The following is a 25,954-nucleotide window of genomic DNA, read 5'->3' on the forward strand; positions in this document are numbered from 1 at the left end:
AATTATTTCCACAAGAGCTAGCACAATAGCGAGCTTCAAGGGGGTTGGTCAATGGATTCTACAATTTATAAATCAATGTTAATTCATAATATCTAAACGATTACATTTTATTTAATACAAGCTTGATAAATAAGCTTTTTCAGCAATTCAGCTGTCGGTGTTAGATATTCGAGGCCAATGTATTCATCTGGTTGGTGTGCTTGGTTAATACTGCCAGGTCCCATGACTAATGTTTGGCAACCTAATTGATTAATATAAGGTGCTTCAGTGGCATAATTCACCACTTCGGCCTGACTGTTAGCGAGTTCAGAAACCAACTTGGTCCAATAACTATCGGCTTTACCTGCAAATGACTCAGAGCCTGGGTATAAAGTGCTTATCTCTATGCTGCCAGGATATTGTTTATTAATGTCAGCTAAGTAGTTAATCACCATTAGCTCTAAATCTACGAGTTCAATGCCAGGTAGAGGACGAATATCTAGATGTAAGTCGCAGCAACCACAAATACGGTTTGCTGCATCACCCCCATGAATATGGCCAAAGTTCATAGTTGGGTAGGGCACACTAAATGCGTCCTCTCGATAGTTTTCACTTAAGTGTTGTTTTAATTTCATCAATTGGCCGATGACTTGATGCATCACTTCGATAGCATTAAGGCCACGAGCAGGATCGGATGAATGGCCACTGCGGCCAATGACTCTTATGCCTTGAGCTAAATGGCCTTTATGCATATATACCGGTTTTAAACTGGTAGGCTCGCCAATAATGGCATAATCGGGCGCTATAGAAGTCGATTCGGCAAATGCTTTAGCACCGTTCATGGTGGTTTCTTCGTCGGCACTGGCAAAGATATGCAGAGGACGCTTTAGTTCTGCTAATGGAATATCTTTTAATGCTTCCATGATCAGAGCAAAGAAGCCTTTCATATCGCAGGTACCTAAACCGTACCATCGATTGTCTTTTTCAGTTAACTCAAATGGGCTTTGACTCCATTGTCCTTCATCAAATGGCACTGTATCAGTATGACCAGCTAATAATAGTCCGCCTTTGCCTGAGCCTATTGTCGCAACGAGATTTTGCTTACCTCTGCTGTCGGCAACAGTACTTATTGTGCATTCAAATCCTAACTCAGTAAACCAAGACTGCAACAACTCAATAACTGCATGGTTACTCATATCTTGTTCTGCGTCTAAAGCACTGATAGAAGGGAGTGCAATTAGCTGTTTAAAAGCATCTTTCAATTCAGGTAGTGAGTTCATAAAGACCTTTTTGATATTCATTAATGAAATATGTATTCATTATTATTGCATAAGTAATATTTTGTGTTAGTCTAGCAAACAGCTAAGGTATTCACCATAACTTGATTAAGATTAAAGATTATTACTATGTATTTATTTGCGATTCAATTCACTGTAACAGATCCCAATATAAACTATCTTCGACGATAGTTTTAATCTCGAGCACCCTGCTCACGTATCAAATTTGTTTAATAGTTTACTTACTTAAAGACGACATAATAATGAAAAATATCGCAATAATTGGTGCAAGTGGTTATACCGGCGCTCAGATAACGGCTCTTATTGATGCTGAAGCTACACTGTCTATTCAGGGGTTATATGTTTCTGAAAACAGTTTAGACAAAGGCCGTTTGTTAGCGGAGCTATATCCTCCTTATCAACACATCCAGATTCCTCTCTCGCCATTAACGGCTGAGGCTAAACAAGCCATTGTCGATCATGCTGATGCCGTTGTATTAGCGACTGAGCATTCTGTCAGTTTGGAATTAGCCGCATTCTTTTATAAGCAAGGTTTAGCCGTATTTGATTTAAGTGGTGCTTATCGTTTTGCTGATACAGAGCAATATCCTAAATGGTATGGTTTTGAACATACTCAAGCAGAAGTACTTGCTGATGCGGTTTACGGTTTAGCTGAATGGAATGCTAAAGAAATTGCTAACAGTAAAATGATTGCGGTTCCGGGTTGTTATCCGACGGCATCATTAACTGCTTTAAAGCCTTTAAAACCATTTTTAACTGATGCTTATCCTGTTATTAACGCTGTCAGTGGTGTTACTGGAGCAGGCAGGAAAGCACAGTTACATACCAGCTTTTGTGAAGTTAGTTTAACTCCTTATGGGGTACTAGGACACAGACATCAACCAGAAATCGCCACTCAGCTAGGCCAAGAAGTTATCTTTACACCGCATTTAGGTAATTTTAAACGTGGTATTTTAGCCACAATTACCGTGCAGCTGCAAAAGGGTACGACCGAAGCTGATATTGCCAAGGCATATGGCGTCTATGATGACTCGCCACTGGTGAGCGTCAAGCATAATCAGTTTCCTAAAATTGATGATGTGGTACTAACGCCAAATTGTATCGTGGGCTGGAAGTACGATGCTCAAAGTAATTACCTTGTCGTTGCTAGCGCCATTGATAATTTAATGAAAGGTGCTGCAAGCCAAGGCTTACAGTGTATTAAAATTCACTTTGGTCTATAACAGGAGCCTTGATTATGTCTAATACTAACCCTGTTATCGTGCTAAAAGTGGGTGGTGCGCTGTTGCAATCAGAGCCTGGCATGGCTGAACTTATGTCAGTTGTCGCTGAAATGATGCAACAAGGACAAAAAGTTATTTTTGTTCATGGCGGTGGTTGTTTGGTTGATGAGCAACTTGAAGCCAACGGCAAACAAACCATTAAACTTGAAGGCTTACGTGTTACCCCTGCTGATCAAATTCCTATTGTGGTTGGTGCGTTAGCGGGTACATCAAATAAAATTCTACAGGCCGCGGCAATTAAAGCTGGCATCGTCAGTGTTGGCATGAGCTTAGCCGATGGCAAAATCGTTAATGCCAAAATTAAAGATGAAAAGTTAGGTTTGGTTGGTGAAGTATCACCAAATGACCCGAGTTATTTAAATTATTTACTGTCACAAAACTGGCTACCAATATGCAGCTCAATCGCCATATCCCCAACGGGTGATATGTTGAACGTGAATGCAGACCAAGCGGCAACCGCGTTAGCTAAGTTAGTGTCTGGCCAGCTGGTTTTATTATCAGATGTTCCTGGTGTATTAGATGCTAAAGGTGAGCTCATCACACAGCTTAATCAGCAACAAATTGCTGGGTTAATTGAGCAGGGTGTTATTGAGAAAGGAATGAAAGTGAAAGTTGAAGCAGCACTTGAAGTTGCTCAATGGATGGGGAAAGCGGTTCAAGTTGCATCTTGGAAACAGCCTCAACAACTAATTGCATTAACTAACGGTCAGTCCGTTGGAACCCAAATTCAGCCTTAGGAGTTAAAACTAATGGAACATTTATTATCGATTAAAGATTTATCGCAAACCCAGCTATTAGATTTACTGGCTTTGGCTAAAAAAATTAAAGCTAATCCTGCTGACTACAATCAGGCGCTTGCGGGTAAAAGTGTGGTAATGCTTTTTGAAAAACCGTCATTACGTACTCGTGTCAGTTTTGATATTGGCATTAATAAGTTGGGTGGTCATTCAGTTTATTTAGATCAACAAAATGGTGCATTAGGTAAGCGTGAACCAGTATCCGACTTTGCGACCAATATTTCTTGTTGGGCTGATGCGATTGTGGCGAGAACATTTTCACATACAACGATAGCGGCTCTTGCAGAGCATGCATCTGTTCCAGTGATTAATGCATTGTGTAATTTATATCATCCTTGCCAAGGCTTGGCTGACTTCCTGACATTATCTGAGAAATTTGATGATGTCAGTAAGGTTAAATTAGCCTACTTAGGTGATGGTAACAATGTGACACACTCATTAATGTATGGAGCTGCTATCTTAGGTGCAACTATGACAGTAGTTTGCCCTCCTGGTCACTTCCCTGATGGACAAGTGGTTTGTGAAGTTCAAGCATTAGCAGCTAAGCATGGTGGTGAGCTTATTCTAATATCTGATGTCAGTGACATGGGTCCACAAGACGCCATTTACACAGATACGTGGATTTCCATGGGCGATACAACACCTATGGCTGAAATTGAAGCGAAATTTAAACCTTATCAAGTTAATAGTGAATTAATGAATAAGGTGGGTGCCAATTACTTTATGCATTGTTTACCAGCTTACCGTGAAGTGGAAGCAACGGCGGAAGTGGTGGATGGTGAAGGTTCACTTATCCTCCAACAAGCAGAAAATAGAATGCATGCACAAAATGCTGTATTGGTTACTTTGTTAGGTTAATAAATCATATTTTCATCAGCTGGCGTTAGCGAGCTTTTATAAACAAATTACGTTAGGAATTAACATGTCAATTGCAGCACAACCCAATATAAAAAAAGTCGTATTAGCATACTCTGGTGGATTAGACACTTCAGCGATTATCCCATGGTTGAAAGAAACCTATGATAACTGTGAAATTGTCGCGTTTTGTGCCGATGTCGGTCAAGGTGCAGAAGAGCTTGAAGGCTTGCACGAAAAAGCGATCGCATCAGGTGCATCAGAGTGTTATATCGTCGATTTGAAAGAAGAGCTGGTGGCCGATTATATTTATCCGACCATTGCAACAGGCGCTATTTATGAAGGTACTTATTTATTAGGTACTTCAATGGCGCGTCCTATTATTGCTAAAGCTCAAGTTGAAATTGCACGTAAAGTTGGCGCTGATGCGGTATGTCATGGTTGTACTGGTAAAGGTAATGACCAAGTACGTTTCGAAGGTTGTTTTGCCGCACTTGCACCAGAGTTAACCGTTATTGCTCCTTGGCGTGAATGGTCGATGGTGAGTCGTGAAGATTTGCTTGATTACCTTGCTGAAAGAAATATTGAAACCACCGCATCAGCTACTAAGATTTATAGCCGTGATGCCAACGCTTGGCATATCTCTCATGAAGGTGGTGAGTTAGAAGATCCGTGGAATGAGCCAAGCAAAGAAGTTTGGACCATGACTGTGGCGCCAGAAGATGCACCTAATACCCCTGAGTATGTTGGGCTAACCATTGCCAATGGCCGTGTTACTCATGTTGATGATGTTGCGCTATCTCCATATGACGCACTAATGAAGCTAAATGAATTAGCAGCAGCACACGGTGTTGGTCGTATTGATATTACCGAAAACCGTTTAGTGGGCATGAAGTCTCGTGGCTGTTATGAAACCCCAGGTGGAACAGTGATGTTTGCAGGCCTTCGTGCAATCGAAGAGTTAGTGCTTGATAAAACAAGCCGTGACTGGCGTGAACAGGTTGGCGCACAAATGGCTCACCTTGTTTATGATGGACGTTGGTTCACACCATTATGTAATTCGTTAATTGCCGCGTCAGAATCTTTAGCGCAATTAGTTAACGGCGAAGTGGTAGTGAAACTTTATAAAGGCCAAGCCAGTGTTGTGAAAAAGCGTTCTCCAAACAGCTTATATTCTGAAGAGTTTGCGACCTTTGGTGACGACAATGTTTATGACCAAAAAGATGCAGCAGGCTTTATCCGCCTTTACTCTTTATCAAGCCGTATTAGAGCATTAAATACGAAGTAAATTTCCTGTTATTTAAGATTGATACGGGGCTCATATAGCCCCGTTTTTATAGAATAAGTTAAAAGAGGGTATCGACATGGCGTTATGGGGCGGAAGATTCAGTCAAGAAAGCAGTGCATTATTTAAATTATTTAATGATTCGTTACCAGTGGATTATCGTTTAATTGAAGAAGATATTGTTGGCTCAATTGCATGGGCATCAGCAATCACTTCAGTAGGTATTTTAACTCAAGCAGAATGTGAGCAATTGCACGGTGCGCTTAATGAGTTACTCGCAGACGTTGCTGACAAACCAGAATTGATTATTGCTTCTGGCGCTGAAGATATTCACAGTTTTGTGGAGCAGTCTTTAATTGCCAAAGTAGGTGACCTGGGTAAAAAGCTGCATACAGGCCGTTCGCGTAATGACCAAGTCGCCACAGATTTAAAACTATGGTGTAAAAAAGAAGGTCAGCACTCACTATCGCTACTTAAAAAGCTCTCAGCTGAACTGGTTAAACTAGCAGAGCGTGAAATTGACGCTGTAATGCCGGGCTATACCCATTTACAAAGAGCCCAACCAGTATTATTTGGTCATTGGTGTTTAGCTTACGTTGAAATGTTTGAGCGTGATATTAGCCGTTTAGAAGATGCACTAAAGCGTGCTGACACTTGTCCATTAGGCACTGGCGCTCTTGCAGGGACGGCTTATCCGATGGATAGACATCAAATTGCACAATCATTAGGCTTTGCTGCGCCAACCTTAAATAGCCTAGATTCAGTTTCTGATCGTGATCATGTTGTTGAGTTATGTAGCGACGCTTCAATAAGCATGATGCATTTAAGTCGTATGGCTGAAGATTTAATATTCTTTAACAGTGGCGAAGCGGGTTTCATTGAGCTTGATGACGAAGTGACTTCTGGTTCATCATTGATGCCACAGAAGAAAAACCCTGATGCTTTAGAGTTGATCAGGGGCAAAACTGGCCGTGTCTATGGCAGTTTGATGGGTATTCTTACTACCATGAAAGCATTGCCACTTGCTTATAACAAAGATATGCAAGAAGACAAAGAAGGCTTATTTGATGTAATGGATAGCTGGTCTATTTGTCTTGAAATGGCAGCATTAGTATTAAGTGGCCTGCAAGTTAACCGTGAAAGAACCTTAGCAGCAGCGCAGCAGGGTTATGCAAACTCTACCGAGCTGGCTGATTATCTGGTCGCTAAAGGTATGCCATTCAGAGAGGCGCACCATGTTGTTGGTGAAGTCGTTGTGGCAGCCATTGCAAAACAAACTCCGCTAGAAGATTTTGTTATTTCAGAGCTACAGCAATTTAGCCCAATTATCAGTGATGATGTTTATGAGTGCTTAACTATTGAGTCATGTTTAGCAAAACGTGAAGCTTTAGGTGGTACCTCGTTAGTACAAGTAAAGCATGCATTAGCTCAGAAACAAGCGAATAGCTAAATAATGTGTAAGCCTTATTAGTTTATATTGTTTCTTTAGGCTTAAATAAAAAGTCCGCAGTGATTAATCACTGCGGACTTTTTTAATTCAATCAAGCAAATATTAAATTAATACTAATCTTGAATTAATCGCTGGTGGACTCATTTACTGGAATAAATCATCTGCCGGATTGTCAATAAAGATATTGTCGTCGATGACTTCTTCTGTGGCATATTCAGTTGGCTCAGTGCCTTCGACGAAATATTCAAACGATGTAGTGTGGTCTGTTTTGCGCGTTAATTTACCCGTAGCTAAATCAATGCGTGCTGACACAATACCTTTCGGAGGAATTGTAGCGAACTCTTCAGTGCCTTTTAGCGCTTGGTTCATAAAGTCATTCCAACCAGGCCCTGCCGTTTTTGCGCCAGCTTCAGCACCTGATATTTGATTTTCTGGACCATCAGCTACCCAACTCGTTCGGCCTAATCTACGTCCATGGTCATCAAAACCAACCCAGAATGTAGAGGTAAGCGTTGGGTTAAAGCCACTAAACCAAGTATCTCTAGATTCATTGGTGGTACCTGTTTTACCCGCTATATCTCGACGTTTTATAAGACGTGATGCACGCCAAGCAGTACCATTCCAGCCAGTGCCTTTACTCCAATCACCCCCACCCCAGATAACACTTTTAAGGGCTTCAGTAACCAAAAATGCAGTTTGTTCGGTAATTATTCTTGGTGCGTATCGAGCATTTTCATCACCACAAACAGCATGCTCAGTATGTTTATCTGCACTGTTTAAAGCTTCAGTTGTTAGGGTCGTAGCTTGTTGCGACTGAATAAACTCATTTGCCATTGCTGCAAAAGGGTCGTCAATAGTGTTAGTGGCAACTGTTTCGCTATCAACAACATTAATTATTTCTGGTGTGCAGGCTAATGCAGGAGATGCTTCCTCAATAATATTGTCATAAGAGTCTGTAATCTTGGTTATGTAGTACGGTTCAACCAAATAACCTCCATTAGTAAAGACATTGAATGCTGTGGCAACTTGTAATGGAGTTACGGAAGGTGAACCTAATGCCACAGATTCATTTCGAGGCAAGTCATTGGGATCGAAACCAAAATTAACTAGTTTAGCAATGGTGTTGTCTAAACCAATATGGCGCATTGTTCTAACAGACATAACATTAATTGATTGTGCTAAACCTACTCGAAGACGGGTTGGGCCACCATATATATCTGGTGAGTTTTTCGGTCTCCAAGCTGTGCCTTGACGAGTATCAGGTTTATTAATCGGTGCGTTATTAATTAACGTTGCAAGATTATAATCTTTTTCAAGCGCTGCGGAATAGATGAAAGGCTTGATATTGGATCCAAGCTGACGTTTAGCTTGAGTGACTCGGTTATATTGGCTTTGAGTAAAACTAAAGCCGCCAACTAGAGTACGAATAGCCCCATCGTGTGGCTCTAAAGATACCGTAGCGCTGGAAACCTGCGGAATTTGGGACAATTGCCAATATTCCCCATTGTTGCGAATCCAAACCTTTTCACCCACAGCGACAATATCAGCAGCCGTTTTGGGTGGTTTGCCTTGGCGTCGATCGGTAATAAATTTACGAGCCCATTTTAGCCCATTCCACTCTATGAGAATCTCTTCACCTTGCGCATTTAGCAAGGTAACTTGTTGTTCACTTACCGTCATTACCGCTGCAGGAACAATACCCTGCATCGTAGAGGTACTTTTTAAACTTTTGATAATAGCGCTGGTGGCTAATGGTGTATCAGTCCATAAGGTCGCTATTGGGCCGCGATAACCATGGCGTTGGTCATAGGCAAAAACATTATCGCGCAGTGCACTTTGTGCTTTTAGCTGTAAATCCGATGAAATAGTAGTGTAAACATTATATCCGTTAGTGTAGGCCTCTTCTTCACCGTATGTCTTGACCATATATTCACGGGCCATTTCAGAGATATAAGGGGCATATAAGTCAATTTCTGCACCATGATACTTAGCGGTAATAGGGCTATTAATGGCTTCTTGATATTCAGCTTCGGTAATATTTCGTTTTTCAAGCATGCGACTTAGCACCCAATTTCGTCGGGTCATTGCACGTTCTGGATTCCTAATAGGGTTTGCTGCTGAAGGGGCTTGTGGCAAACCAGCAATCATAGCCATTTGAGGCAAGGTTAATTGCGCTAGATCTTTGCCGTAATAAACTTGCGCAGCAGCGCCAACACCGTATGAACGATTACCTAAGAAAGAGCGATTTAAATACAGCGTAAGAATTTCTTCTTTTGTTAAAGCTTTTTCAATTTTTAATGCGAGGAAGATTTCTTTTGTTTTTCGAATATAGGTTTTCTCTCTCGATAAGAAAAAACCACGGGCAACTTGTTGAGTGATAGTACTCGCCCCTTGGCTTTTTTTACCCGTTGTGACCAAAATCACTGCGGCACGAACAATCCCGATCGGATCGATACCTTTATGTTCGAAGAAGCGCGCATCTTCGGTGTCGAGTACCGCATTAATTAATTGTGGAGGCACATTTTCATATTCAACTGGAATTCTTCTTTTTTCACCAAATTGAGAAATTAATAAGCCATCGGCACTGTAAATGCGAAGTGGTGTCTGTAATTTTACTGTTTTTAGGCTATTAACATCCGGTAAATCAGGCAAAACGTAAAAATAAGCTGCCGCAATTGTACCAATGCCTAACAAAGATAAGCTAAAAATAGTAATTAGAATTCGTTTAAGCCACTTCACCGAAAATATCCAAAAAATCAAAAGTATGGTTAATAGTATATAAGCGGGAGCGTTTTTGGTGAAGTAAAAACATGAAAACAAAAAAAACAAGTTGTTAAATTTGGAAACATTTTATACAAATACTTATAACGAGTTGATTTTGTGCTAATCTATTTTAAAATATAAAAAATAAATGTGATGATGGAATATGCTTTCTAAATTTTGGAAGCGTCAAGCTCCTCAAATGGTCGGAATCGATATTGGTTCTCATGAGATAAAAGCCATTTTGTTGGGTAAGACTGCTGATGGATATAAAATTCAAAATTATATATCTGCACCTTTACGTAAAGGTGCAGTAGTTGATCATGAAATACGCGATTCAGAAGCGGTTAATGAATCATTGAGACATATTAAGCGTGGGCTGCCTAAAAGCATTAAGTCTGCTGCTGTAGCTGTCTCAGGTTCTGCTGTAATGACGAAAGTGATTTACATGGATGCTTCATTAAATGAAGAAGAAATGGAAGCACAGATAGACATTGAAGCAGATAATCTCATTCCTTATTCACTTGATGAGGTCAGTATCGATTTCGAAACACTCAACCCAAACACCACGGACCCGACGAAAGTGGATGTTTTGTTAAGTGCTTGTCGAACCGATAATATTGATTCAAGAATGGATTCACTTGATGCTATCGAACTAGATACCAAAGTCGTTGACGTAGAAGCTTATGCTTTAGGGCGCTCTGCGGAATTGATTCTTGCACAATTACCAGAAGGCGCGAATGAAAAATCAATCGTTTTGGTCGATATTGGTGCGAATATGACAACGTTTGCGGTTGTAGAAGATGGTGAAACGACATTTATTCGTGAGCAAGCATTTGGTGGTGAACTATTTACCCAATCAATATTATCTTTCTATGGTATGCCATATGATGATGCAGAAACTGCCAAAATAACAGGTGAATTACCACGTAATTATATGTTTGAAGTACTATCGCCTTTTCAAACGCAATTATTACAGCAAATAAAACGAACACTTCAAATATATTGCACTGCTAATGGTAAAGATAAAGTGGATTATATTGTTTTATGTGGTGGAACTGCAAAACTTGAAGGTATGACGACGTTATTAACTAACGATTTAGGCGTCCATTCAATTGTTGCAGACCCTTTCCAAGGGTGTTTACATGCAGATGATGATATCAAAAACCAATTAGAACCTAGTATTAGCAAATACATGGTCGCTTGTGGTTTAGCGCTAAGGAGTTACGCTCAATGGCGAACATAAATTTATTACCTTGGCGTGAAGAAGCTAGGGAAAAACAAAAACGAGATTTTATTGGGGTATTAGCGCTAGTTTTTTTGGTGACGTGTTTAATTGTTTTCATTACTTTAAGTTTTATTGAAGTCGTGACAGATGAACAACGTGCAAGAAATGCATATTTACAATCTGAAATTTCGTTTTTAGATTCTCAAATTGCTGAAATTACCAAAATTAAACAACGTAAAAAAGATATCGAAAGACGAACTAAAATTATTTTAGATCTTCAGCAATCACGTAATTTGCCGACACATGTACTAGACGAACTTGTCAGAGTCGTGCCCCCTGGAATATATCTTTCTAGTATAGAGAAGAAAGGTAGCCTACTGTGGATCGAAGGACGTAGTGAATCTAATAATAATGTCGCGAATATGATGAGAAAAGTAAAAACCTCACATTATTTAAATGATCCAAGCATGCAGTCTATTGTTAGTCATAATGAAAACTTGAGACAACTTCAAAAGTTTAGGTTGAGAGTCACAATTTTTGATGATCAATTGCAAAATGATAAAACACTAGGAGGTCAAAAATGAACCTCGACTTAGATCAGTTTAACGATATTGATTTTGAGAATATTGGGGCTTGGCCTACGTTAGTCAAAGTTGTTTTTGCTGTTTTCCTTTCTTTGTGTGTTATGGGTGCAAGCTATTACTTATTTGTGTCAGATGCTATCGATTCGCTTAATGCTGAAGGTCGAAAAGAAATAGTGCTTAGGGAAGACTTTCAAACAAAGTATCGATTAGCTGCAAATTTAAAGCTCTATCGTGAACAACTTGTGGTGATGGAAGCACAATTTGCAGAACTATTAAAAATGCTGCCATCTGAAAATGAAATGCCTGGGTTACTTGATGACACCACATTTGTTGCTACAGATGCCGGTCTTCGCATTAATAGCTTAGATTGGGATACTGAAATTGAACGTGATTTTTACTTAGAATTTCCAATAAAAATGTCAGTGGTTGGCGATTATCATCAATTAGGTCATATGGTCAGTGGTGTTGCAAAACTGCCGCGTATTGTCAGTTTGCATGACTTTGTGATTAAACGAGATGATTCAGGTAGTTTATCGATGGACATTCTAGCGAAAACCTATCGATTTAAAGAGGGTGCTAGACTCCCAGATAAAAAGGGGAAGAAATAATGAAATTCTTACCTTTCTTACTCGTGATGTTAATGCTAACAGGTTGTATTGGTGACAGAAGTGATTTGGAGTTGTATGTTACTACAACAAAATCACAGCATGTTGCTCGTATTCCACCTCTGAAAGAAACGCCTAAGTTTGAGCATTTTGGGTATCAAGCTGAACTTATGCGAAGTCCTTTTGTACCACCATCTCGAGAACTTACAGAGGATGTGGTGGATACAACAAGGGATTGTTTACAGCCAGATTTAAAACGTCGTAAAGGTCGTTTAGAAACTTATGCTTTAGATAATTTAAGAATGCGCGGAACATTAAGTGAAGACGGTACTGTTTGGGCCTTAATTGAATCATCAGACGCCAATGTTTATCGGTTAGGTGTTGGTGAGTATCTTGGGCTTTATTACGGGCAAATCGCTAATGTTACACCGCAATACATTGAAATTATAGAATTAATACCTGACGGTTCAGGTTGCTGGGCTGAAAGAGCGAGCAATCTAGAACTTTCTGGCAAATAATAAGCGAAGGATGAGGGAATAATGAAATCTTCTGCCGCGATACTAATATCGAATAAAAAAATCTCACTTTACAGAACCGTGCTTGGTGCTGTGTTATTGCTTGGTGTTTTACCGAGCGCGTTAGCCGCAAATAAGTTATTGGACGTAAAGTATCATTCAATCGTTGATCATCAATTAGAGCTTGAACTTGTTTTTGAGTCAGACATTATTCAGCCTGAAGTTGACTTATCAGGGTCTCCTGCCCAGATATTGTTGAGTTTCGCTGACAGTATCTCTAGCCTTGATAAAGATGAAATAACTATTGATAGAGTCGGAGTTGAAGGTTTAAAGACCACTCAGCAAAATGGCGCTCTTAATATTGTTGTAGATTTAACTGAAGTTAAGCCTTATCAAGGGAAAGTTGTAGGTAATACCTATCGCTTGACTGTGAATGACACCATGTCGGGACCTGATAGTGCTGATAACCCATTTGTAAATGGCATCGACACCATTGATTTTCGCCGTAACAATAGTGGTGGTGGTGACTTACTGATTCATTTAAATAACCGCTCAGTGGCAGCTAATGTTGCTCAAGTGGGATCAAAACTTGAAGTTAAGCTTTATAACACTGATATTAAAAGTGAGCTTTTATATGTCATGGACGTGCAGGATTTTAATACGCCAGTGACAAGCTTTGAGACATTTAAAGAAGATTTAACGTCTCGAATCATGGTCGATGTTGATGGCAACTACGATTATAGTTACAAGCAAGACGGTAATGTTTTCAAAGTGAGTATTAATAAAGTTGAGCGCGTTGCCATTGCGAAAGAAGACAAAAAATATAACGGCCGTTCTTTATCTTTAAATTTTCAAAACATCTCAGTCAGAACCGTTTTGCAAATTATTGCTGATTACAATGATTTTAACCTTGTTACCAGTGACACGGTAGAAGGAAATATTACACTACGTTTAGATGATGTGCCTTGGGATCAAGCATTGGACTTGATTCTTCAAACCAAAGGCTTAGATAAGCGTATTGAAGGCAATATTTTGATGGTCGCGCCAAGTGAAGAGTTGGCAATACGTGAAAGACAAGATTTAGCCAATCAGCAAGAGGTTAAAGAACTTGCGCCACTTTATTCAGAATACATTCAAATAAACTATGCCAAAGCTGTCGATATTGCAGAATTGATGAAAGGGGCTGATTCGAGCTTACTATCTAGTCGTGGCAGCGTGGCTGTTGATGAGCGTACTAATACCGTCTTAGTTAAAGATACCGCAGAATCGTTGGAAACTATTCACCGTTTAGTTGAAGTGTTAGATATTCCGATTAAACAGGTATTAATCGAAGCCCGTATGGTTACGGTTAAGGATAACGTTTCTGAAGACTTAGGTATTCGTTGGGGCATCACTGATCAACAGGGTACTAAAGGGACTTCTGGCTCGCTTGAAGGGGCAAATGATATTGCTTCTGGACTGATACCTGCGTTAAGTGACCGCTTGAATGTGAATTTACCTTCTTCAGCGACAAATGCTGCCAGTATTGCGTTTAGTGTGGCTAAAATGGCTGATGGCACCGTACTTGATTTAGAGCTAAGTGCTCTAGAGCAAGAGAATAAAGGTGAAATTATTGCCAGTCCTCGTATCACTACCTCAAATCAAAAAGCAGCCTTTATTGAGCAGGGTGTGGAGATACCTTATGTCGAAGCTGCCTCAAGTGGTGCAACTACAGTAAGCTTTAAAAAAGCGGTATTATCTTTACGTGTTACGCCTCAAATTACACCTGATGATCGAGTTATTCTAGACCTTACAATTACTCAAGATACTCGAGGTGAGGTCGTTCAAACTGGTACTGGTGAAGCAGTTTCTATTGATACGCAGCGTATTGGAACACAAGTGCTCGTTGATAATGGTGAAACTATCGTACTTGGTGGTATTTACCAGCAAAACTTGATTAGCCGAGTGAGTAAAGTTCCTGTTTTAGGAGATATTCCATTACTTGGGTTCTTATTCCGCAATACATCTGATAAAAATGAGCGCCAAGAGTTACTAATATTCGTGACACCTAAAATTGTGACTGAAAAAATGTAAACTCACAGAAATAATAATGCCAGCTTAATTGCTGGCATTTTTTTGCGCTAACGTTATTAATTCATTGATAATATTTTAGTCATTACATATCGCGGGCATGGACATGTTCGAACAAATTACAGCTTATAAATATTTATTTTGAATAAACTTACTTTAAATCGTCAACATGACTTGCAACAACTGGTGAATAACTGAGATAATCCGACGTCAAGTCTCATTAGAGCAAGGTTAAATTTTAGGTCGGTTTGAGTTTTAAGTCGGCAAGGCATACTTTTCATATAAGATTCAGACGTATATAAAATGGCTGAAAAACGCAATATTTTTCTGGTAGGCCCTATGGGCGCAGGCAAAAGCACAATTGGTCGCCATCTGGCCCAACTGCTGCATTTAGATTTTCACGATTCAGATCACGAGATTGAGCAACGCACAGGTGCAGATATTGCATGGGTGTTTGACGTTGAAGGCGAAGAAGGTTTTCGTGTTCGCGAGGCTCAGGTCATCGCCGACCTGTCGGAAAAGCAGGGCATTGTCCTAGCTACTGGCGGCGGATCTGTACAAAGCAAAGACATTCGTAATCACTTATCAGCTCGCGGTATTGTTGTATACCTAGAGACTACAATTGATAAGCAGGTTGCTCGAACTCAACGTGATAAGCGTCGACCTTTACTACAGGTTGATGACCCTCGCGAAGTGCTTGAGGATCTTGCTGGAGTTCGTAATCCTTTATATGAAGAGATTGCAGACGTTATTGTTAAGACTGATGAACAAAGTGCGAAAATTGTCGCAAATCAAATTATTGAGCAACTCGGTTTTTAGGTAGGTTTATGCAACAAGTTCAGGTTGAATTAGGTGTAAGAAGTTATCCCATTTATATTGGCCAGAATTTATTGCTACAAAATGCTTATCTAACCGATTACCTTTCCGGTAAAAAAGCACTTATCGTCACTAATGACACCATTGCACCGTTGTACTTAGAACAAGTTCAGCAAGCTATGGCGTGTTGCAGTGATGTGGGTGTCGTTGTATTACCGGATGGTGAACAATATAAAGATTTAACTCACTTAGATTTAATTTTTTCTGCATTGTTAGAAAATAATTATGCTCGTGATTGCGTGATTGTAGCGCTAGGTGGCGGTGTCATTGGTGACATGGCCGGCTTTGCTGCGTCTTGCTATCAGCGAGGAGTTGAATTCATTCAAATTCCTACCACATTGTTATCACAGGTCGATTCTTCTGTTGGTGGCAAAACTGCAGTAAACCATCCGCTCGGTAAAAATATGATTGGTGCGTTTTATCAGCCCCAACTTGTATTGATCGACACAAATTGTTTATCGACATTACCAGCTAACGAGTTTGCCGCGGGAATGGCAGAAGTCATAAAGTATGGCATCATCTGGGACGCTGGGTTCTTCACTTGGTTAGAGCAAAATGTCGATAGTTTAAAAGCACTAGATACCGAGGCATTAAGCTATGCTATTGCCAAGTGTTGCCAGATTAAAGCTGACGTAGTGGCAGAAGACGAAACCGAACGCGGTGTTAGAGCACTTCTTAACCTAGGACATACCTTTGGTCATGCTATAGAAGCTGAAATGGGCTACGGTGTTTGGTTGCATGGTGAGGCTGTATCGACAGGTACCATAATGGCAGCAGTCACAGCACAGAAATTAGGTTTAATTGAACAGCAAGATGTTGATCGTATTACACGGTTAATGATGGCATTTGATTTACCAACCTCCTCTCCTGACTCGATGACATTTGCAGATTTTATGAAGCATATGCAAAGGGATAAAAAAGTGCTCGCCGGTCAAATTCGCTTAGTCTTACCGACTTCAATAGGGTCAGCTGACGTGTTCTCTGATGTTGAAGAGACATTATTGGCAGACGTTATTAGCCAAGTTTAAGCTTGCTTAAGTTTAACGGTGGGCTTGTGGATATACAACAAACGCTACTACTTCCTTCTCAAGAAGCTTTAGTACAACGACTTCAACATATTGCCAGCTACAGTGAGCAACTTGTATTAGTGTCAGGTGCTAAAGGCTCCGGCAAAACGACCCTAGTTACTGCTCTGGCAAGTGAGTTAGATAATTATAACTCTGCATTAGTTATCTGTCCTATGCATGCAGACAGTGCTGAAATCCGCCGAAAAATCCTTGTACAACTTATCTCGTCGCCAATTTTCGATGATGCTTTGCCATTATCAGATACCTTGATGCGGATTCAATCAAGTTTAACAAAACCCTTGCATATCATTATTGATGACGCGCATTTGTTACCTAAAGAGCTATGGGCTGAATGCTTAGTCTTAACCCAAATACAATGTGCTGGTAAACCCGTATCACTCACTTTTACAGTGACGACACAAAGTTTTGCTGAATTAACTGAGTTAACAGCAGCCACTAAAGATTTGCTACTCAGTGTAGATATTGAACCATTATCTATGGTTGAACGGGAAGGTTTGTATCGCACACTTCTCGTGCGAAGTAATAAATCCCCGTTTATTCCCCGAGAAATTATCCAGGCACAAATTGAAAAGCAATCAGGCACACCTGCTGAAGTTATTGCATTATTAAATGTCGCATTAGAGGATAAAGTCGATCAGAAAAAGCGTTGGCCTAAATTTGCCTCGACAGCAGTTGTTGGTGCAATTGTGATGTTAACAATTGCAGTGATGTGGTTTTTTTATGACGATCAAGATGTTGATTCGACGGTTGATGCCCCTCAACTGCCCGTTTTGTATAGCGCCCCTAACTCTGATGTTGAATGGTTTAATTTTTTCTATGCTCAAAAATTATTGCAATCTTGGTTATTAGAGCATGGCTACTTGGTGAAAATAAATAAGCCAGACTCAACAATACCTTTTGAACAACATATCATGCAAAATTCTTCAATCTCTAAAGCTAATAACGTTGATACTGTGGCAACCGACAATACTGAACTGGCCGTTATTAAAACGAGTACGTTGAATTTAGGATTACAAAATAACGGCAGTGCGTCTAACGTTGATACTAGCTCTAGCGAAGATATCCATACTGACGATGTAGATGAATCCATAGCAATTATTGAGATAGATAAATTACAGCAACAATCCATTGACCCAATAGATGAACCCGTTAAGCAGGTCGATGCAGCAGTGGTAAATAATATTACGCCTTTAATGCAGCGTTCAGGTTACACTCTGCAACTTGCGAGCGTCAAAGATCAAAAGTCCCTACAAAATATTTTATCAAAACTAGAAGATGAACCATCTTTAGTTGAGGCAAAATTTAAAGATCGTTATATTGTGTTGTTTGGTCAGTTTGATGATGCCGCTGAAGCACAAAGTAAGGCAATAGCTTTACAAAGTGAGCTTGGATTGAGTGCACCTTGGGTTAGAAAGTTTAGCGATCTTAAAGGCTATCAACTGAGTTTGAATTAAATGAACAAAACCCTTAAGTTTACTGGATTCAAACAATGAATATTCTTATTAAAAAGAGTACAATCATCAGCTTTATTTTTGCTAGTAACTGGTATTCATGACTAAAAAGCATAGAGCCTTTCTTAAGTGGGCGGGTGGAAAATTTAAACTCGTTGACGAGCTAGCAAAGCATTTGCCTGAAGGTGAAAGGTTAATTGAACCATTTGTAGGAGCGGGTTCGGTATTTCTTAATACTGATTATGACTCATACCTGCTATGCGATATTAATCACGATTTGATTAACCTTTATAATATTGTCAAAAACGAGCCTGATAGATACATTGCTGCGGCTAAAGCGATGTTTGTACCAGAGATGAACGTTAAAGAACAATATTATCGAGTGCGTGAAGAATTCAATCAAACTCAAGACCCATTTAAACGTTCAGTGTACTTCCTGTATATGAATCGTCACGGTTTTAATGGCTTATGTCGTTATAATCGTAAAGGCGGCTTTAATGTGCCGTTTGGGTCTTATAAAAAACCTTATTTTCCAGAGAATGAATTACTTTATTTTTCTGAAAAAGCGCAAAAAGCCACCTTTTACTGTGTCGGGTATGAACAAGCATTCGATATGGCTGACAAAGGTGATGTGATTTATTGCGATCCACCATATGCACCACTATCAACCACGGCAAGTTTTACTACCTACGTTGGTCCAGGATTCAGTCTTGATGACCAAGCATTACTAGCTAGACAATCACGCCATACAGCGCTTGTACGGGATATACCGGTATTGATTAGTAATCATGATATTCCGCTTACTAGAGAGTTATATCGGGGCGCTAAAATGGCTTCTATAGCTGTGCAGCGTAATATCAGTCAAAAAGGTTCTTCTCGTAAGAAGGTCGCTGAAGTGATGGCGTTATATGATCATCATTATCAAGAAGTGATTGATTAGCTAGTGAGTGGAATAGACGAACTTAGCTCAACACCTGATTAACGATAAAGATGAGTGATAAAATCATAAAAATCGCCAGAGCAATCCCCATTAAGATAAAAGGTAGTGGGGAGCTATTATGATTAAAATCACGTTGACGGTTATCTTCGGTTTGTACCCCGAAAAAAGCGGCAACGGTACTGGTGAAAACTCGCCAAATAGACATTAAATTGCGTTAGGGTTATTAGTAGGTATATCGTTGATAGGTTTGCTTTTATCGTTACTGTGTAACAGTTCAAGTAAGTCTAAAAAATGAAATTGGCTTGAACGGCTATTACCTGTAACCCAATCTCCCCAGCTCACATTATCTGAATCAATAGCGCAACGGTTAGTTGGATGGCTGCTTGGTAAGCTTGAGTTGTAAGTGACATCATTTGAACAATCACACTGCTTCGCTTGCAAGTTTTGCTGATTTTCGGACATGGCTACGTAGGCTACTAACATCAATGCTGTAGTTGAAAATAAGCTTACCACAGGCTTTACTGTCACTTTTCCTGCTTGGTTGGTGCTTATCTTTAGCTGATTGAATATCATTAGGGCTATCCTTGTCTTATATTTCCAAAAATATCACAACAAAACATTAAGTTATTCTGCAAACATTGCCTTATACGCACTTTGATACAATAAAGTTTAAAAAACAAAGTGACTTATAATCATTATAGCAAGTTTGCTTAGATAATGAACATCAATAAACCGTGATCTAGATCAATTTAATACTTACAGATTATGAAAGTTTACATTAATCAGCTTTCATAAGTTTTTATTACGGTTTGTGACTAGAGCGTTTACGCTGCAGAGGGTAAAATAGTGGCACTTTTAATCGCCTCGAGAAGACTATGCGTCCATTTTTGATTGCCCCATCTATTTTATCTGCCGATTTTGCCCGTTTGGGTGATGATGTTAAAGCCGTTTTAGATGCCGGTGCTGACGTTGTTCATTTTGATGTCATGGATAACCACTATGTGCCAAACTTAACAATTGGCCCAATGGTGTGTAAAGCTTTGCGCGACTATGGCATTACTGCTGACATTGATGTGCATTTAATGGTTAAGCCTGTAGACAGTTTGATTCCTGATTTCGCTAAAGCTGGGGCATCTATTATTACTTTTCATCCAGAAGCCACAGAGCACCTTGATCGCAGTTTACAGCTGATTAATGAATCGGGTTGTAAAGCGGGTTTAGTATTTAATCCGGGTACGCCATTACATTACCTTGATCATGTAATGGATAAGCTTGATGTGATTTTATTGATGTCAGTCAATCCCGGCTTTGGTGGTCAATCATTTATTCCATCTACCCTTGATAAGCTTAAGCAAGTACGTGACATCATCGATGCAAGCGGTTACGACATTCGTTTAGAAGTTGATGGTGGCGTAAAAGTGGATAATATTGCTGAAATTGCTGCAGCAGGAGCAGATATGTTTGTTGCTGGTTCTGCTATTTTCAATCAACCTGATTATAAAGTGGTTGTTGACCAAATGCGTGATGAACTTGCAAAAGTTGATGCATAATAATGATAAATTTCTCTCAAATTAAAGCTATTGCATTTGATTTGGATGGCACTTTAGTGGATAGCGTGCCAGATCTTGCTGCTGCAACGTCAGCGACGCTTATTGAGTTAGGGCTGCCAGTATGTAATGAATCTCAAGTGAGAAGTTGGATTGGCAACGGTGCTAGAGTGTTGATGCAAAGAGCATTAGTGTTTGCAATGGGCAGCGATTATTCAGACGGTAAACTTGATGCCGCTATGCCATTATTTATGGTGCATTATCAGCAACACTTACAAATGCATAGCAAGCTGTATCCTCAAGTCATATCGACACTGAATGCATTAAAATCTGCCGGGTATCCCATGGCTATCGTCACTAATAAGCCATTTCGTTTTACTGAGCCATTATTAGCGGCATTTGAAATTGATGGTTTTTTTAGCTTGGTATTAGGTGGCGATTCGCTAGAGAAAATGAAGCCCGATCCGTTACCTTTGACGCATATTTTGCAGCAATGGCAACTTGAGCCTGAGCAACTACTTATGGTTGGTGACTCAAAAAATGACATCTTAGCAGCTAAATCTGCCGGAGTGAGTTCAATAGGCTTGACCTATGGCTACAACTACGGCGAAGATATCGGGCTGAGCAGCCCAACTGCAGTATGTGAACAATTTAATGAAATTTTAGTGCGATTGAATATATCCGCTGAAATGAATGCAAAATCAATGGAGCAATAAACGAATGACTGCAAAACCTATCGTGTTTAGTGGTGCTCAACCATCAGGTGAGCTGAGTATTGGTAATTACATGGGCGCACTTCGTCAATGGGTTAGCATGCAAGATAGCCACGACTGTATTTATTGTGTAGTTGATTTACATGCAATTACAGTGAGACAAGACCCTGCGAAATTGCGTGAAGCCTGTTTAGATACGTTAGCTATTTACCTCGCATGCGGTATCGACCCTGAAAAAAGCACGGTATTTTTACAGTCTCAAGTTCCGCAGCATACTCAACTAAGTTGGGCGTTAAACTGTTACACCCAAATGGGTGAGCTAAGTCGTATGACGCAGTTTAAAGATAAGTCGCAAAAACATGCTAACAATATCAATGTGGGTCTATTTGATTATCCCGTGTTGATGGCTGCTGATATCTTGCTATATCAAGCAAACGAAGTACCTGTTGGCCAAGACCAAAAGCAGCACTTAGAGCTAACTCGTGATATCGCGACGCGCTTTAACAATGCCTATGGTGATACGTTCGCAGTACCAGAGCCGTTTATTCCTCCAACGGGCGCGAAAGTTATGTCACTGCAAGAGCCGACTAAGAAAATGTCAAAGTCGGACGAAAACCGTAACAACGTTATTGGTTTACTTGATGATCCTAAAGCGATTATGAAGAAAGTTAAAAAGGCGATGACTGATAGTGAAGAGCCACCAGTAGTGCGTTTTGACGTAGACGAAAAACCAGGTGTTTCCAACTTATTAAGTTTGATGTCAGGTTGTAATGGTCAGTCAATCGAGTCGATTGAAAAAGACTTTGAAGGCAAAATGTATGGTCATCTAAAAGTGGCAACAGGTGAAGCGGTTGTCGCCATGCTTGAGCCATTGCAAGAGCGTTTTCATAAGATTAGAGCTGATGAAGATTATCTCAATGCGGTATTTAAAGCTGGTGCTGAAAAAGCTCAAGCTCGCGCAGAAGAGACGATCAAAAAAGTTTACGAAAAAATCGGTATGATTGTGTAGTCTTGTTATTGAATAGATATAAGTCTTTTGAAAGCCTGCAATTGCAGGCTTTTTTATTGGGACTAATCTGTGCGAACCCATTTATTATTGATGAAGTAACGATAGAATACTTCGCTAACCATGATTTACACGCAATAAAAATAAGGCTCTTTAAAATCGTGAACGCAACCCAAACAGAACAAAAAACAACAAAAGGTTAGTCGTCTTCTTTCTCTACATACTCGAATACTTTGATGACTTTTCGAACTCCAGAGGTATTCCGAGCAATTTCGACAGCGATATCGGCCTGCTCACGCTCAATCAAGCCTAATAAAAATACTTCACCATTCTCAGTGACCACCTTTACTCGAGTCATATCCAAGGTTTTTTCATTTAGCATCCGCGTTTTTACTTTGGTAGTAACCCAAGTATCGTTGCTTCGAGTAGTAAATGAGGTCGGATTACCAATGCGAATTTGGTTATGCAATCTGCCACCAATTTCGAGCTCTTGAACCACCTTAACGGCTTTATCTCGCAACATAGAGTTGGGAGATTGACCAATCATCAATACATTACTGTTTAGCACCACACCAGTAATATTGGTTTGGTTATGAATGTCTTGATGTTGCGACAGAGCACTGCTGATATTAAAATCAGCATTAGTATCACTAATTTGCGTAGACATACTACGCTCATCATTGACCATTTTGGCTCCACCAACAGCGCCAACCATAACAACACCAGCACAGCCTTGAAGCAGAAACAGTGTTGCTATGACAAGAACTGCTTTTATCATGCTGGCTCGTCCTGTGGGAACAGCGTGCGGTCAATATTGTCACATAGGCAATGAATCACGAGTAAGTGAACTTCTTGAATACGTGCAGTCACATTTGAAGGTACGCGTACTTCGACATCACCAGCACTCATTAAACCAGCCATTGCGCCGCCATCCTTACCAGTAAGAGCTACAATTGTCATATCACGGCTTAACGCAGCTTCCATAGCCTTAATAATATTGCCAGAATTGCCACTGGTCGAAATGGCCAACAGAATGTCACCTGGTTGACCTAGCGCCATAATCTGCTTTGAGTAAATTTCATCATAGCTATAATCATTGGCAATGGCTGTAATGGTAGAAGTGTCACAGCTTAATGAAATTGCAGGTAGCGGTGGACGTTCAATTTCGTAACGATTTAATAACTCAGCAGAGAAATGTTGCGCGTCACCAGCACTACCACCATTACCGCAGGCAAGGATTTTGTTACCACCTAAAAGACATTGCACCATCATTTCAGCCGCTTTTTCTATCGACTCAGGTAAGGCTTCTGCAGCATCAATTTTGGTTTGAATTGATTCTGTAAAACTATCTTTAATTCGTTCTAACATCGGTTAAATCCTTACAAGGTAATTTGTTGCTATCATGCATTAAATCTATATGTGTACAGCATTATAGCTAAAAATGGTCGCTTAAAAACACCCCTGAAGCCATTGAATGTCGGATCCGTTAATTGCGATCACATCAAAGCGGCATGGAGCATTGATTTTATGTGTTTGTAAATATTGTGCAGCAGCTTTTCTTATACGAGATATCTGTGCTGACGATAGAGCGCTTAATGCGCCACCAAACTGAGTAGACGAGCGATACTTCACTTCTACAAATACCCATGATTGTTTATCTCGCATGATTAAATCAATTTCACCAAAGCGATAACGCTGATTTTGAACCACAAACTGTAGACCTTGTTGTTCAAGGTAAGTTCGAGCCATTAATTCAGCGTGTTGGCCTTGATTCATTATTAATTAGCTCATAGTGGACGCAGTTGGCCTCGCTGGTATTTACCCCAGCTGAGCTTACGTTCAATTACGCCGTTTTCATCCACTGATAATGCGCCGCTTCGTCCGTTAAATTGGTAACCAGGGAATGCGCGCATTTGTGCTAAACGGCTCACTAAATCAAGTGCATCATAACCCATGATATACAAACGCTTTTGGCTGTTATTCCAATTACTCCATAGTTTACTCACCATGGTGGTTTCGGGATTTGACTCCATCAACCATGGAATGTCACTAATCATCAAATTGTTCAGCTCTTGTGCTGACTGTGTCGAATTGCCACTTAAGCGACTACGGCTAGTGGTATACAGTGCAACTGGGTCAGCAAAAACACTAAAGTTCACATCAAGAAAGGGTTTCAATAACACTAAATCTTTAGCTGCAGAAATCATGTAAATGGCGTCAATATCTCTGCGGGAGCGAAAGTCAGCTTCTAGTTTGTTGCTAATGAGTTCTTTCATACGCGCGATACGCGCTTGGCTATCTTTTACGCCTAATGCTTCTTGCACCGTAAGCTTCATCTGATCGCCGCCATCGTAGTAATGTATTTCGGCATTCTCTTCAGTTAACTCAAGCCACTTAGCATTAAAGCTTTCTGCCATGCGCTTACCTGTAGAGTCATTACTTACTAACAACAAGGGTAAGGTTATGCCGTCATCATAAAGCTTTTGCGCAGCATCACTGGCTTCTTGCGTTGGAGATAGTGAAAAATAGAATTGGTCATTCTTAGGCGTAAAAGTATCAGTTTGATTAAGGTACAGTTGCGGCACATTGAGCTGACCTTGCTCATTGAGTGCTTGTAACTGCTCAACCGCTGAAGGCAGTAATGGACCAATAATGAACTCAGCACCCGCAGTGATGGCATCTTGATAAGCCTGCTCAACACCAAGATTAGAATCAAAAAAGTTAAGCTCAATATTGTCATCAAAAGCAGCCATATAGCTGGCTAAAATACCTTGTCTAATTGGCTCTGCTATTGAAGCTCGATTACCCGATAGTGGCAGTAAAACCGCAATATTTTGTGGTTTAAAGGGTTTAGCATTTAAGGCTTGCTCTAAATCAGATGGCAGCTTCATTGCACCAGGATGATTAGGGTTGGCTTGTTGCCATTCACCTAAGTAACGGACTAACTGCGAAGGATCAACCGCATAATGTTTGGCAATATAAGCGAGCTGTAACCAGCCTGAAAATGTGGGATTACTGCTGTCTCGCATGAAGCTTTTAATGGTTTCTTCATGTAAGGGCTGTAGTGTGCGCCAAATCGTATCATTCACCTCCAGCGCTTGCTCTTTAGGGAGATATAAACTGAGTAAGCTGAGTTGTCTTAACTCATTAATAGGCTGTTTAGTTTGATTATATAAGCGGGCTTTATATTGATGGTAAGTCACCATCTGCCATTGAGGGAGTTTCCATTGCGTAGGGTATTGCAAAATATTTAATGCAGCAGCATCAGAACTTGTCTTTTCCGCTAATCGCGCAGTCAGGTAAATATACTCAGCTTGAATGCTTGAATCGCTTTGTAAATCGGCTTTAATCGAGCCTAAAAGCTTATTTGCTGCAACAATATTGCCATCATTAATATAAGCATGTGCAGCAAGTAACAAATAGCGGTCGCGAATTTGTGGCTGCTGAGCATTGCTAGCTGCAGATAAATAAACATTAGCCGTTTGCTCAACGGATGCCATCGAACTATCAATAGCCTGTTTATTTTCAGTAGGTTGAGTTGCGCAACCAAATAATACGGCAGATAAAATGGCGGCGAAAACAAATTTAGTTGTATTCAGTCTTTTTAACACAGGGCTTCACTCT

The 25,954-nt window shown here is 40.2% G+C and carries 25 protein-coding genes; 17 read left to right on the plus strand and 8 right to left on the minus strand.

What is annotated here, in order from left to right:
- Positions 1–107: 107 nt before the first annotated feature.
- Positions 108–1,259, minus strand: coding sequence for an acetylornithine deacetylase (gene argE, locus FPK91_RS14860; RefSeq protein ID WP_144211953.1), 1,152 nt, complete (start codon positions 1,257–1,259; stop codon positions 108–110).
- Between the two features lie 260 nt (positions 1,260–1,519).
- On the opposite strand from argE, the gene argC reads away from it, so the two are divergent.
- From argC to argH, 5 genes are all read left to right on the plus strand, one after another.
- Positions 1,520–2,500, plus strand: a complete 981-nt coding sequence (gene argC / locus FPK91_RS14865) for an N-acetyl-gamma-glutamyl-phosphate reductase (protein WP_144211954.1) — start codon at positions 1,520–1,522, stop codon at positions 2,498–2,500.
- A 14-nt stretch (positions 2,501–2,514) separates the two neighbouring features.
- A complete protein-coding gene (argB, locus tag FPK91_RS14870) occupies positions 2,515–3,297 on the plus strand; it encodes an acetylglutamate kinase (protein WP_144211955.1) in 783 nt (260 codons plus the stop codon).
- A 12-nt stretch (positions 3,298–3,309) separates the two neighbouring features.
- Entirely contained in the window at positions 3,310–4,215 is a 906-nt protein-coding gene (locus FPK91_RS14875) for an ornithine carbamoyltransferase (protein WP_144211956.1), read from the plus strand.
- Between the two features lie 64 nt (positions 4,216–4,279).
- Positions 4,280–5,500 (plus strand): argininosuccinate synthase, encoded by a 1,221-nt coding sequence (locus FPK91_RS14880; RefSeq protein ID WP_144211957.1) that lies wholly within the window; start codon positions 4,280–4,282, stop codon positions 5,498–5,500.
- 76 nt (positions 5,501–5,576) lie between these two features.
- Entirely contained in the window at positions 5,577–6,947 is a 1,371-nt protein-coding gene (gene argH / locus FPK91_RS14885) for an argininosuccinate lyase (RefSeq protein ID WP_144211958.1), read from the plus strand.
- A 144-nt stretch (positions 6,948–7,091) separates the two neighbouring features.
- Here argH and FPK91_RS14890 read toward each other — a convergent pair whose 3' ends face one another.
- On the minus strand, positions 7,092–9,686 hold the full coding sequence (locus tag FPK91_RS14890) for a penicillin-binding protein 1A (RefSeq protein ID WP_144211959.1): 2,595 nt from the start codon (positions 9,684–9,686) through the stop codon (positions 7,092–7,094).
- Positions 9,687–9,873: 187 nt separating this feature from the next.
- Between FPK91_RS14890 and FPK91_RS14895 the strand changes: the two genes are divergently transcribed.
- The 9 genes from FPK91_RS14895 (at position 9,874) to FPK91_RS14935 (ending at position 19,064) form a co-directional block, all read left to right on the plus strand.
- Positions 9,874–10,953, plus strand: a complete 1,080-nt coding sequence (locus FPK91_RS14895) for a pilus assembly protein PilM (protein ID WP_144211960.1) — start codon at positions 9,874–9,876, stop codon at positions 10,951–10,953.
- Positions 10,941–11,519: a PilN domain-containing protein gene (locus FPK91_RS14900; RefSeq protein ID WP_144211961.1), complete on the plus strand. Its 579-nt coding sequence runs from the start codon at positions 10,941–10,943 to the stop codon at positions 11,517–11,519. Before FPK91_RS14895 ends, FPK91_RS14900 begins: the two co-directional genes overlap by 13 nt.
- Positions 11,516–12,127 carry a type IV pilus inner membrane component PilO gene (locus FPK91_RS14905; RefSeq protein WP_144211962.1) on the plus strand — a complete coding sequence of 204 codons (612 nt, stop codon included), beginning with the start codon at positions 11,516–11,518 and terminating at the stop codon, positions 12,125–12,127. The genes FPK91_RS14900 and FPK91_RS14905 overlap by 4 nt, the downstream gene beginning before the upstream one ends.
- The gene (locus FPK91_RS14910; protein WP_144211963.1) at positions 12,127–12,642 is read left to right on the plus strand and encodes a pilus assembly protein PilP; all 516 of its coding nucleotides are present in this window, start codon (positions 12,127–12,129) and stop codon (positions 12,640–12,642) included. The genes FPK91_RS14905 and FPK91_RS14910 overlap by 1 nt, the downstream gene beginning before the upstream one ends.
- A 21-nt stretch (positions 12,643–12,663) precedes the next feature.
- The gene (locus FPK91_RS14915) at positions 12,664–14,712 is read left to right on the plus strand and encodes a type IV pilus secretin PilQ (RefSeq protein ID WP_144211964.1); all 2,049 of its coding nucleotides are present in this window, start codon (positions 12,664–12,666) and stop codon (positions 14,710–14,712) included.
- 300 nt (positions 14,713–15,012) lie between these two features.
- Positions 15,013–15,528 carry a shikimate kinase AroK gene (aroK, locus tag FPK91_RS14920; protein WP_144211965.1) on the plus strand — a complete coding sequence of 172 codons (516 nt, stop codon included), beginning with the start codon at positions 15,013–15,015 and terminating at the stop codon, positions 15,526–15,528.
- An 8-nt stretch (positions 15,529–15,536) separates the two neighbouring features.
- Positions 15,537–16,613, plus strand: coding sequence for a 3-dehydroquinate synthase (aroB, locus tag FPK91_RS14925; RefSeq protein WP_144211966.1), 1,077 nt, complete (start codon positions 15,537–15,539; stop codon positions 16,611–16,613).
- A 26-nt stretch (positions 16,614–16,639) separates the two neighbouring features.
- Positions 16,640–18,127 (plus strand): ATP-binding protein, encoded by a 1,488-nt coding sequence (locus tag FPK91_RS14930; RefSeq protein ID WP_144211967.1) that lies wholly within the window; start codon positions 16,640–16,642, stop codon positions 18,125–18,127.
- 97 nt (positions 18,128–18,224) lie between these two features.
- The gene (locus FPK91_RS14935) at positions 18,225–19,064 is read left to right on the plus strand and encodes a Dam family site-specific DNA-(adenine-N6)-methyltransferase (RefSeq protein WP_144211968.1); all 840 of its coding nucleotides are present in this window, start codon (positions 18,225–18,227) and stop codon (positions 19,062–19,064) included.
- Positions 19,065–19,086: 22 nt separating this feature from the next.
- On the opposite strand, the gene FPK91_RS14940 is transcribed toward FPK91_RS14935, so the two are convergent.
- Both FPK91_RS14940 and FPK91_RS14945 read right to left on the minus strand, forming a co-directional pair.
- Positions 19,087–19,269 carry a DUF2970 domain-containing protein gene (locus FPK91_RS14940; protein WP_144211969.1) on the minus strand — a complete coding sequence of 61 codons (183 nt, stop codon included), beginning with the start codon at positions 19,267–19,269 and terminating at the stop codon, positions 19,087–19,089.
- Positions 19,269–19,637: a hypothetical protein gene (locus FPK91_RS14945; RefSeq protein WP_144211970.1), complete on the minus strand. Its 369-nt coding sequence runs from the start codon at positions 19,635–19,637 to the stop codon at positions 19,269–19,271. Before FPK91_RS14945 ends, FPK91_RS14940 begins: the two co-directional genes overlap by 1 nt.
- Before the next feature lie 302 nt (positions 19,638–19,939).
- On the opposite strand from FPK91_RS14945, the gene rpe reads away from it, so the two are divergent.
- Genes rpe through trpS form a run of 3 tightly spaced genes read left to right on the plus strand, consistent with a single transcriptional unit; the run spans position 19,940 to position 22,333 of the window.
- Complete coding sequence (gene rpe / locus FPK91_RS14950) at positions 19,940–20,614, plus strand: ribulose-phosphate 3-epimerase (RefSeq protein ID WP_144211971.1); 675 nt, start codon at positions 19,940–19,942, stop codon at positions 20,612–20,614.
- Between the two features lie 2 nt (positions 20,615–20,616).
- Positions 20,617–21,327: a phosphoglycolate phosphatase gene (locus tag FPK91_RS14955; protein WP_144211972.1), complete on the plus strand. Its 711-nt coding sequence runs from the start codon at positions 20,617–20,619 to the stop codon at positions 21,325–21,327.
- 4 nt (positions 21,328–21,331) lie between these two features.
- Complete coding sequence (gene trpS / locus FPK91_RS14960; protein ID WP_144211973.1) at positions 21,332–22,333, plus strand: tryptophan--tRNA ligase; 1,002 nt, start codon at positions 21,332–21,334, stop codon at positions 22,331–22,333.
- Positions 22,334–22,529: 196 nt separating this feature from the next.
- Here the strand turns inward: trpS and FPK91_RS14965 are convergent, their stop codons facing one another.
- From FPK91_RS14965 to FPK91_RS14980, 4 genes are all read right to left on the minus strand, one after another.
- Positions 22,530–23,108, minus strand: a complete 579-nt coding sequence (locus FPK91_RS14965) for a BON domain-containing protein (protein ID WP_144211974.1) — start codon at positions 23,106–23,108, stop codon at positions 22,530–22,532.
- On the minus strand, positions 23,105–23,698 hold the full coding sequence (locus FPK91_RS14970) for a phosphoheptose isomerase (protein ID WP_144211975.1): 594 nt from the start codon (positions 23,696–23,698) through the stop codon (positions 23,105–23,107). The genes FPK91_RS14965 and FPK91_RS14970 overlap by 4 nt, the downstream gene beginning before the upstream one ends.
- Positions 23,699–23,779: 81 nt before the next feature.
- Positions 23,780–24,106 carry a YraN family protein gene (locus FPK91_RS14975; RefSeq protein WP_144211976.1) on the minus strand — a complete coding sequence of 109 codons (327 nt, stop codon included), beginning with the start codon at positions 24,104–24,106 and terminating at the stop codon, positions 23,780–23,782.
- Positions 24,107–24,117: 11 nt separating this feature from the next.
- Positions 24,118–25,941 carry a penicillin-binding protein activator gene (locus tag FPK91_RS14980; protein WP_144211977.1) on the minus strand — a complete coding sequence of 608 codons (1,824 nt, stop codon included), beginning with the start codon at positions 25,939–25,941 and terminating at the stop codon, positions 24,118–24,120.
- Positions 25,942–25,954: the final 13 nt, after the last annotated feature.

It is taken from the genome of Shewanella donghaensis, from assembly GCF_007567505.1.
GTDB classification, from domain to species: Bacteria; Pseudomonadota; Gammaproteobacteria; order Enterobacterales; family Shewanellaceae; genus Shewanella; species Shewanella donghaensis.

What these genes read in the sequence shown, in the direction of transcription:
- argC (WP_144211954.1), top strand. Translation starts at nt 1,520, where the DNA reads ATGAAAAATATCGCAATAATTGGTGCAAGTGGTTATACCGGCGCTCAG.
- argE (WP_144211953.1), bottom strand. Translation starts at nt 1,259, where the DNA reads ATGAACTCACTACCTGAATTGAAAGATGCTTTTAAACAGCTAATTGCA.
- rpe (WP_144211971.1), top strand. Translation starts at nt 19,940, where the DNA reads ATGCGTCCATTTTTGATTGCCCCATCTATTTTATCTGCCGATTTTGCC.
- FPK91_RS14915 (WP_144211964.1), top strand. Translation starts at nt 12,664, where the DNA reads ATGAAATCTTCTGCCGCGATACTAATATCGAATAAAAAAATCTCACTT.
- argB (WP_144211955.1), top strand. Translation starts at nt 2,515, where the DNA reads ATGTCTAATACTAACCCTGTTATCGTGCTAAAAGTGGGTGGTGCGCTG.
- FPK91_RS14895 (WP_144211960.1), top strand. Translation starts at nt 9,874, where the DNA reads ATGCTTTCTAAATTTTGGAAGCGTCAAGCTCCTCAAATGGTCGGAATC.
- FPK91_RS14955 (WP_144211972.1), top strand. Translation starts at nt 20,617, where the DNA reads ATGATAAATTTCTCTCAAATTAAAGCTATTGCATTTGATTTGGATGGC.
- FPK91_RS14910 (WP_144211963.1), top strand. Translation starts at nt 12,127, where the DNA reads ATGAAATTCTTACCTTTCTTACTCGTGATGTTAATGCTAACAGGTTGT.
- aroB (WP_144211966.1), top strand. Translation starts at nt 15,537, where the DNA reads ATGCAACAAGTTCAGGTTGAATTAGGTGTAAGAAGTTATCCCATTTAT.
- FPK91_RS14905 (WP_144211962.1), top strand. Translation starts at nt 11,516, where the DNA reads ATGAACCTCGACTTAGATCAGTTTAACGATATTGATTTTGAGAATATT.
- FPK91_RS14970 (WP_144211975.1), bottom strand. Translation starts at nt 23,698, where the DNA reads ATGTTAGAACGAATTAAAGATAGTTTTACAGAATCAATTCAAACCAAA.
- FPK91_RS14935 (WP_144211968.1), top strand. Translation starts at nt 18,225, where the DNA reads ATGACTAAAAAGCATAGAGCCTTTCTTAAGTGGGCGGGTGGAAAATTT.
- FPK91_RS14900 (WP_144211961.1), top strand. Translation starts at nt 10,941, where the DNA reads ATGGCGAACATAAATTTATTACCTTGGCGTGAAGAAGCTAGGGAAAAA.
- FPK91_RS14940 (WP_144211969.1), bottom strand. Translation starts at nt 19,269, where the DNA reads ATGTCTATTTGGCGAGTTTTCACCAGTACCGTTGCCGCTTTTTTCGGG.
- FPK91_RS14880 (WP_144211957.1), top strand. Translation starts at nt 4,280, where the DNA reads ATGTCAATTGCAGCACAACCCAATATAAAAAAAGTCGTATTAGCATAC.
- FPK91_RS14875 (WP_144211956.1), top strand. Translation starts at nt 3,310, where the DNA reads ATGGAACATTTATTATCGATTAAAGATTTATCGCAAACCCAGCTATTA.
- FPK91_RS14945 (WP_144211970.1), bottom strand. Translation starts at nt 19,637, where the DNA reads ATGATATTCAATCAGCTAAAGATAAGCACCAACCAAGCAGGAAAAGTG.
- argH (WP_144211958.1), top strand. Translation starts at nt 5,577, where the DNA reads ATGGCGTTATGGGGCGGAAGATTCAGTCAAGAAAGCAGTGCATTATTT.
- FPK91_RS14965 (WP_144211974.1), bottom strand. Translation starts at nt 23,108, where the DNA reads ATGATAAAAGCAGTTCTTGTCATAGCAACACTGTTTCTGCTTCAAGGC.
- trpS (WP_144211973.1), top strand. Translation starts at nt 21,332, where the DNA reads ATGACTGCAAAACCTATCGTGTTTAGTGGTGCTCAACCATCAGGTGAG.
- aroK (WP_144211965.1), top strand. Translation starts at nt 15,013, where the DNA reads ATGGCTGAAAAACGCAATATTTTTCTGGTAGGCCCTATGGGCGCAGGC.
- FPK91_RS14975 (WP_144211976.1), bottom strand. Translation starts at nt 24,106, where the DNA reads ATGAATCAAGGCCAACACGCTGAATTAATGGCTCGAACTTACCTTGAA.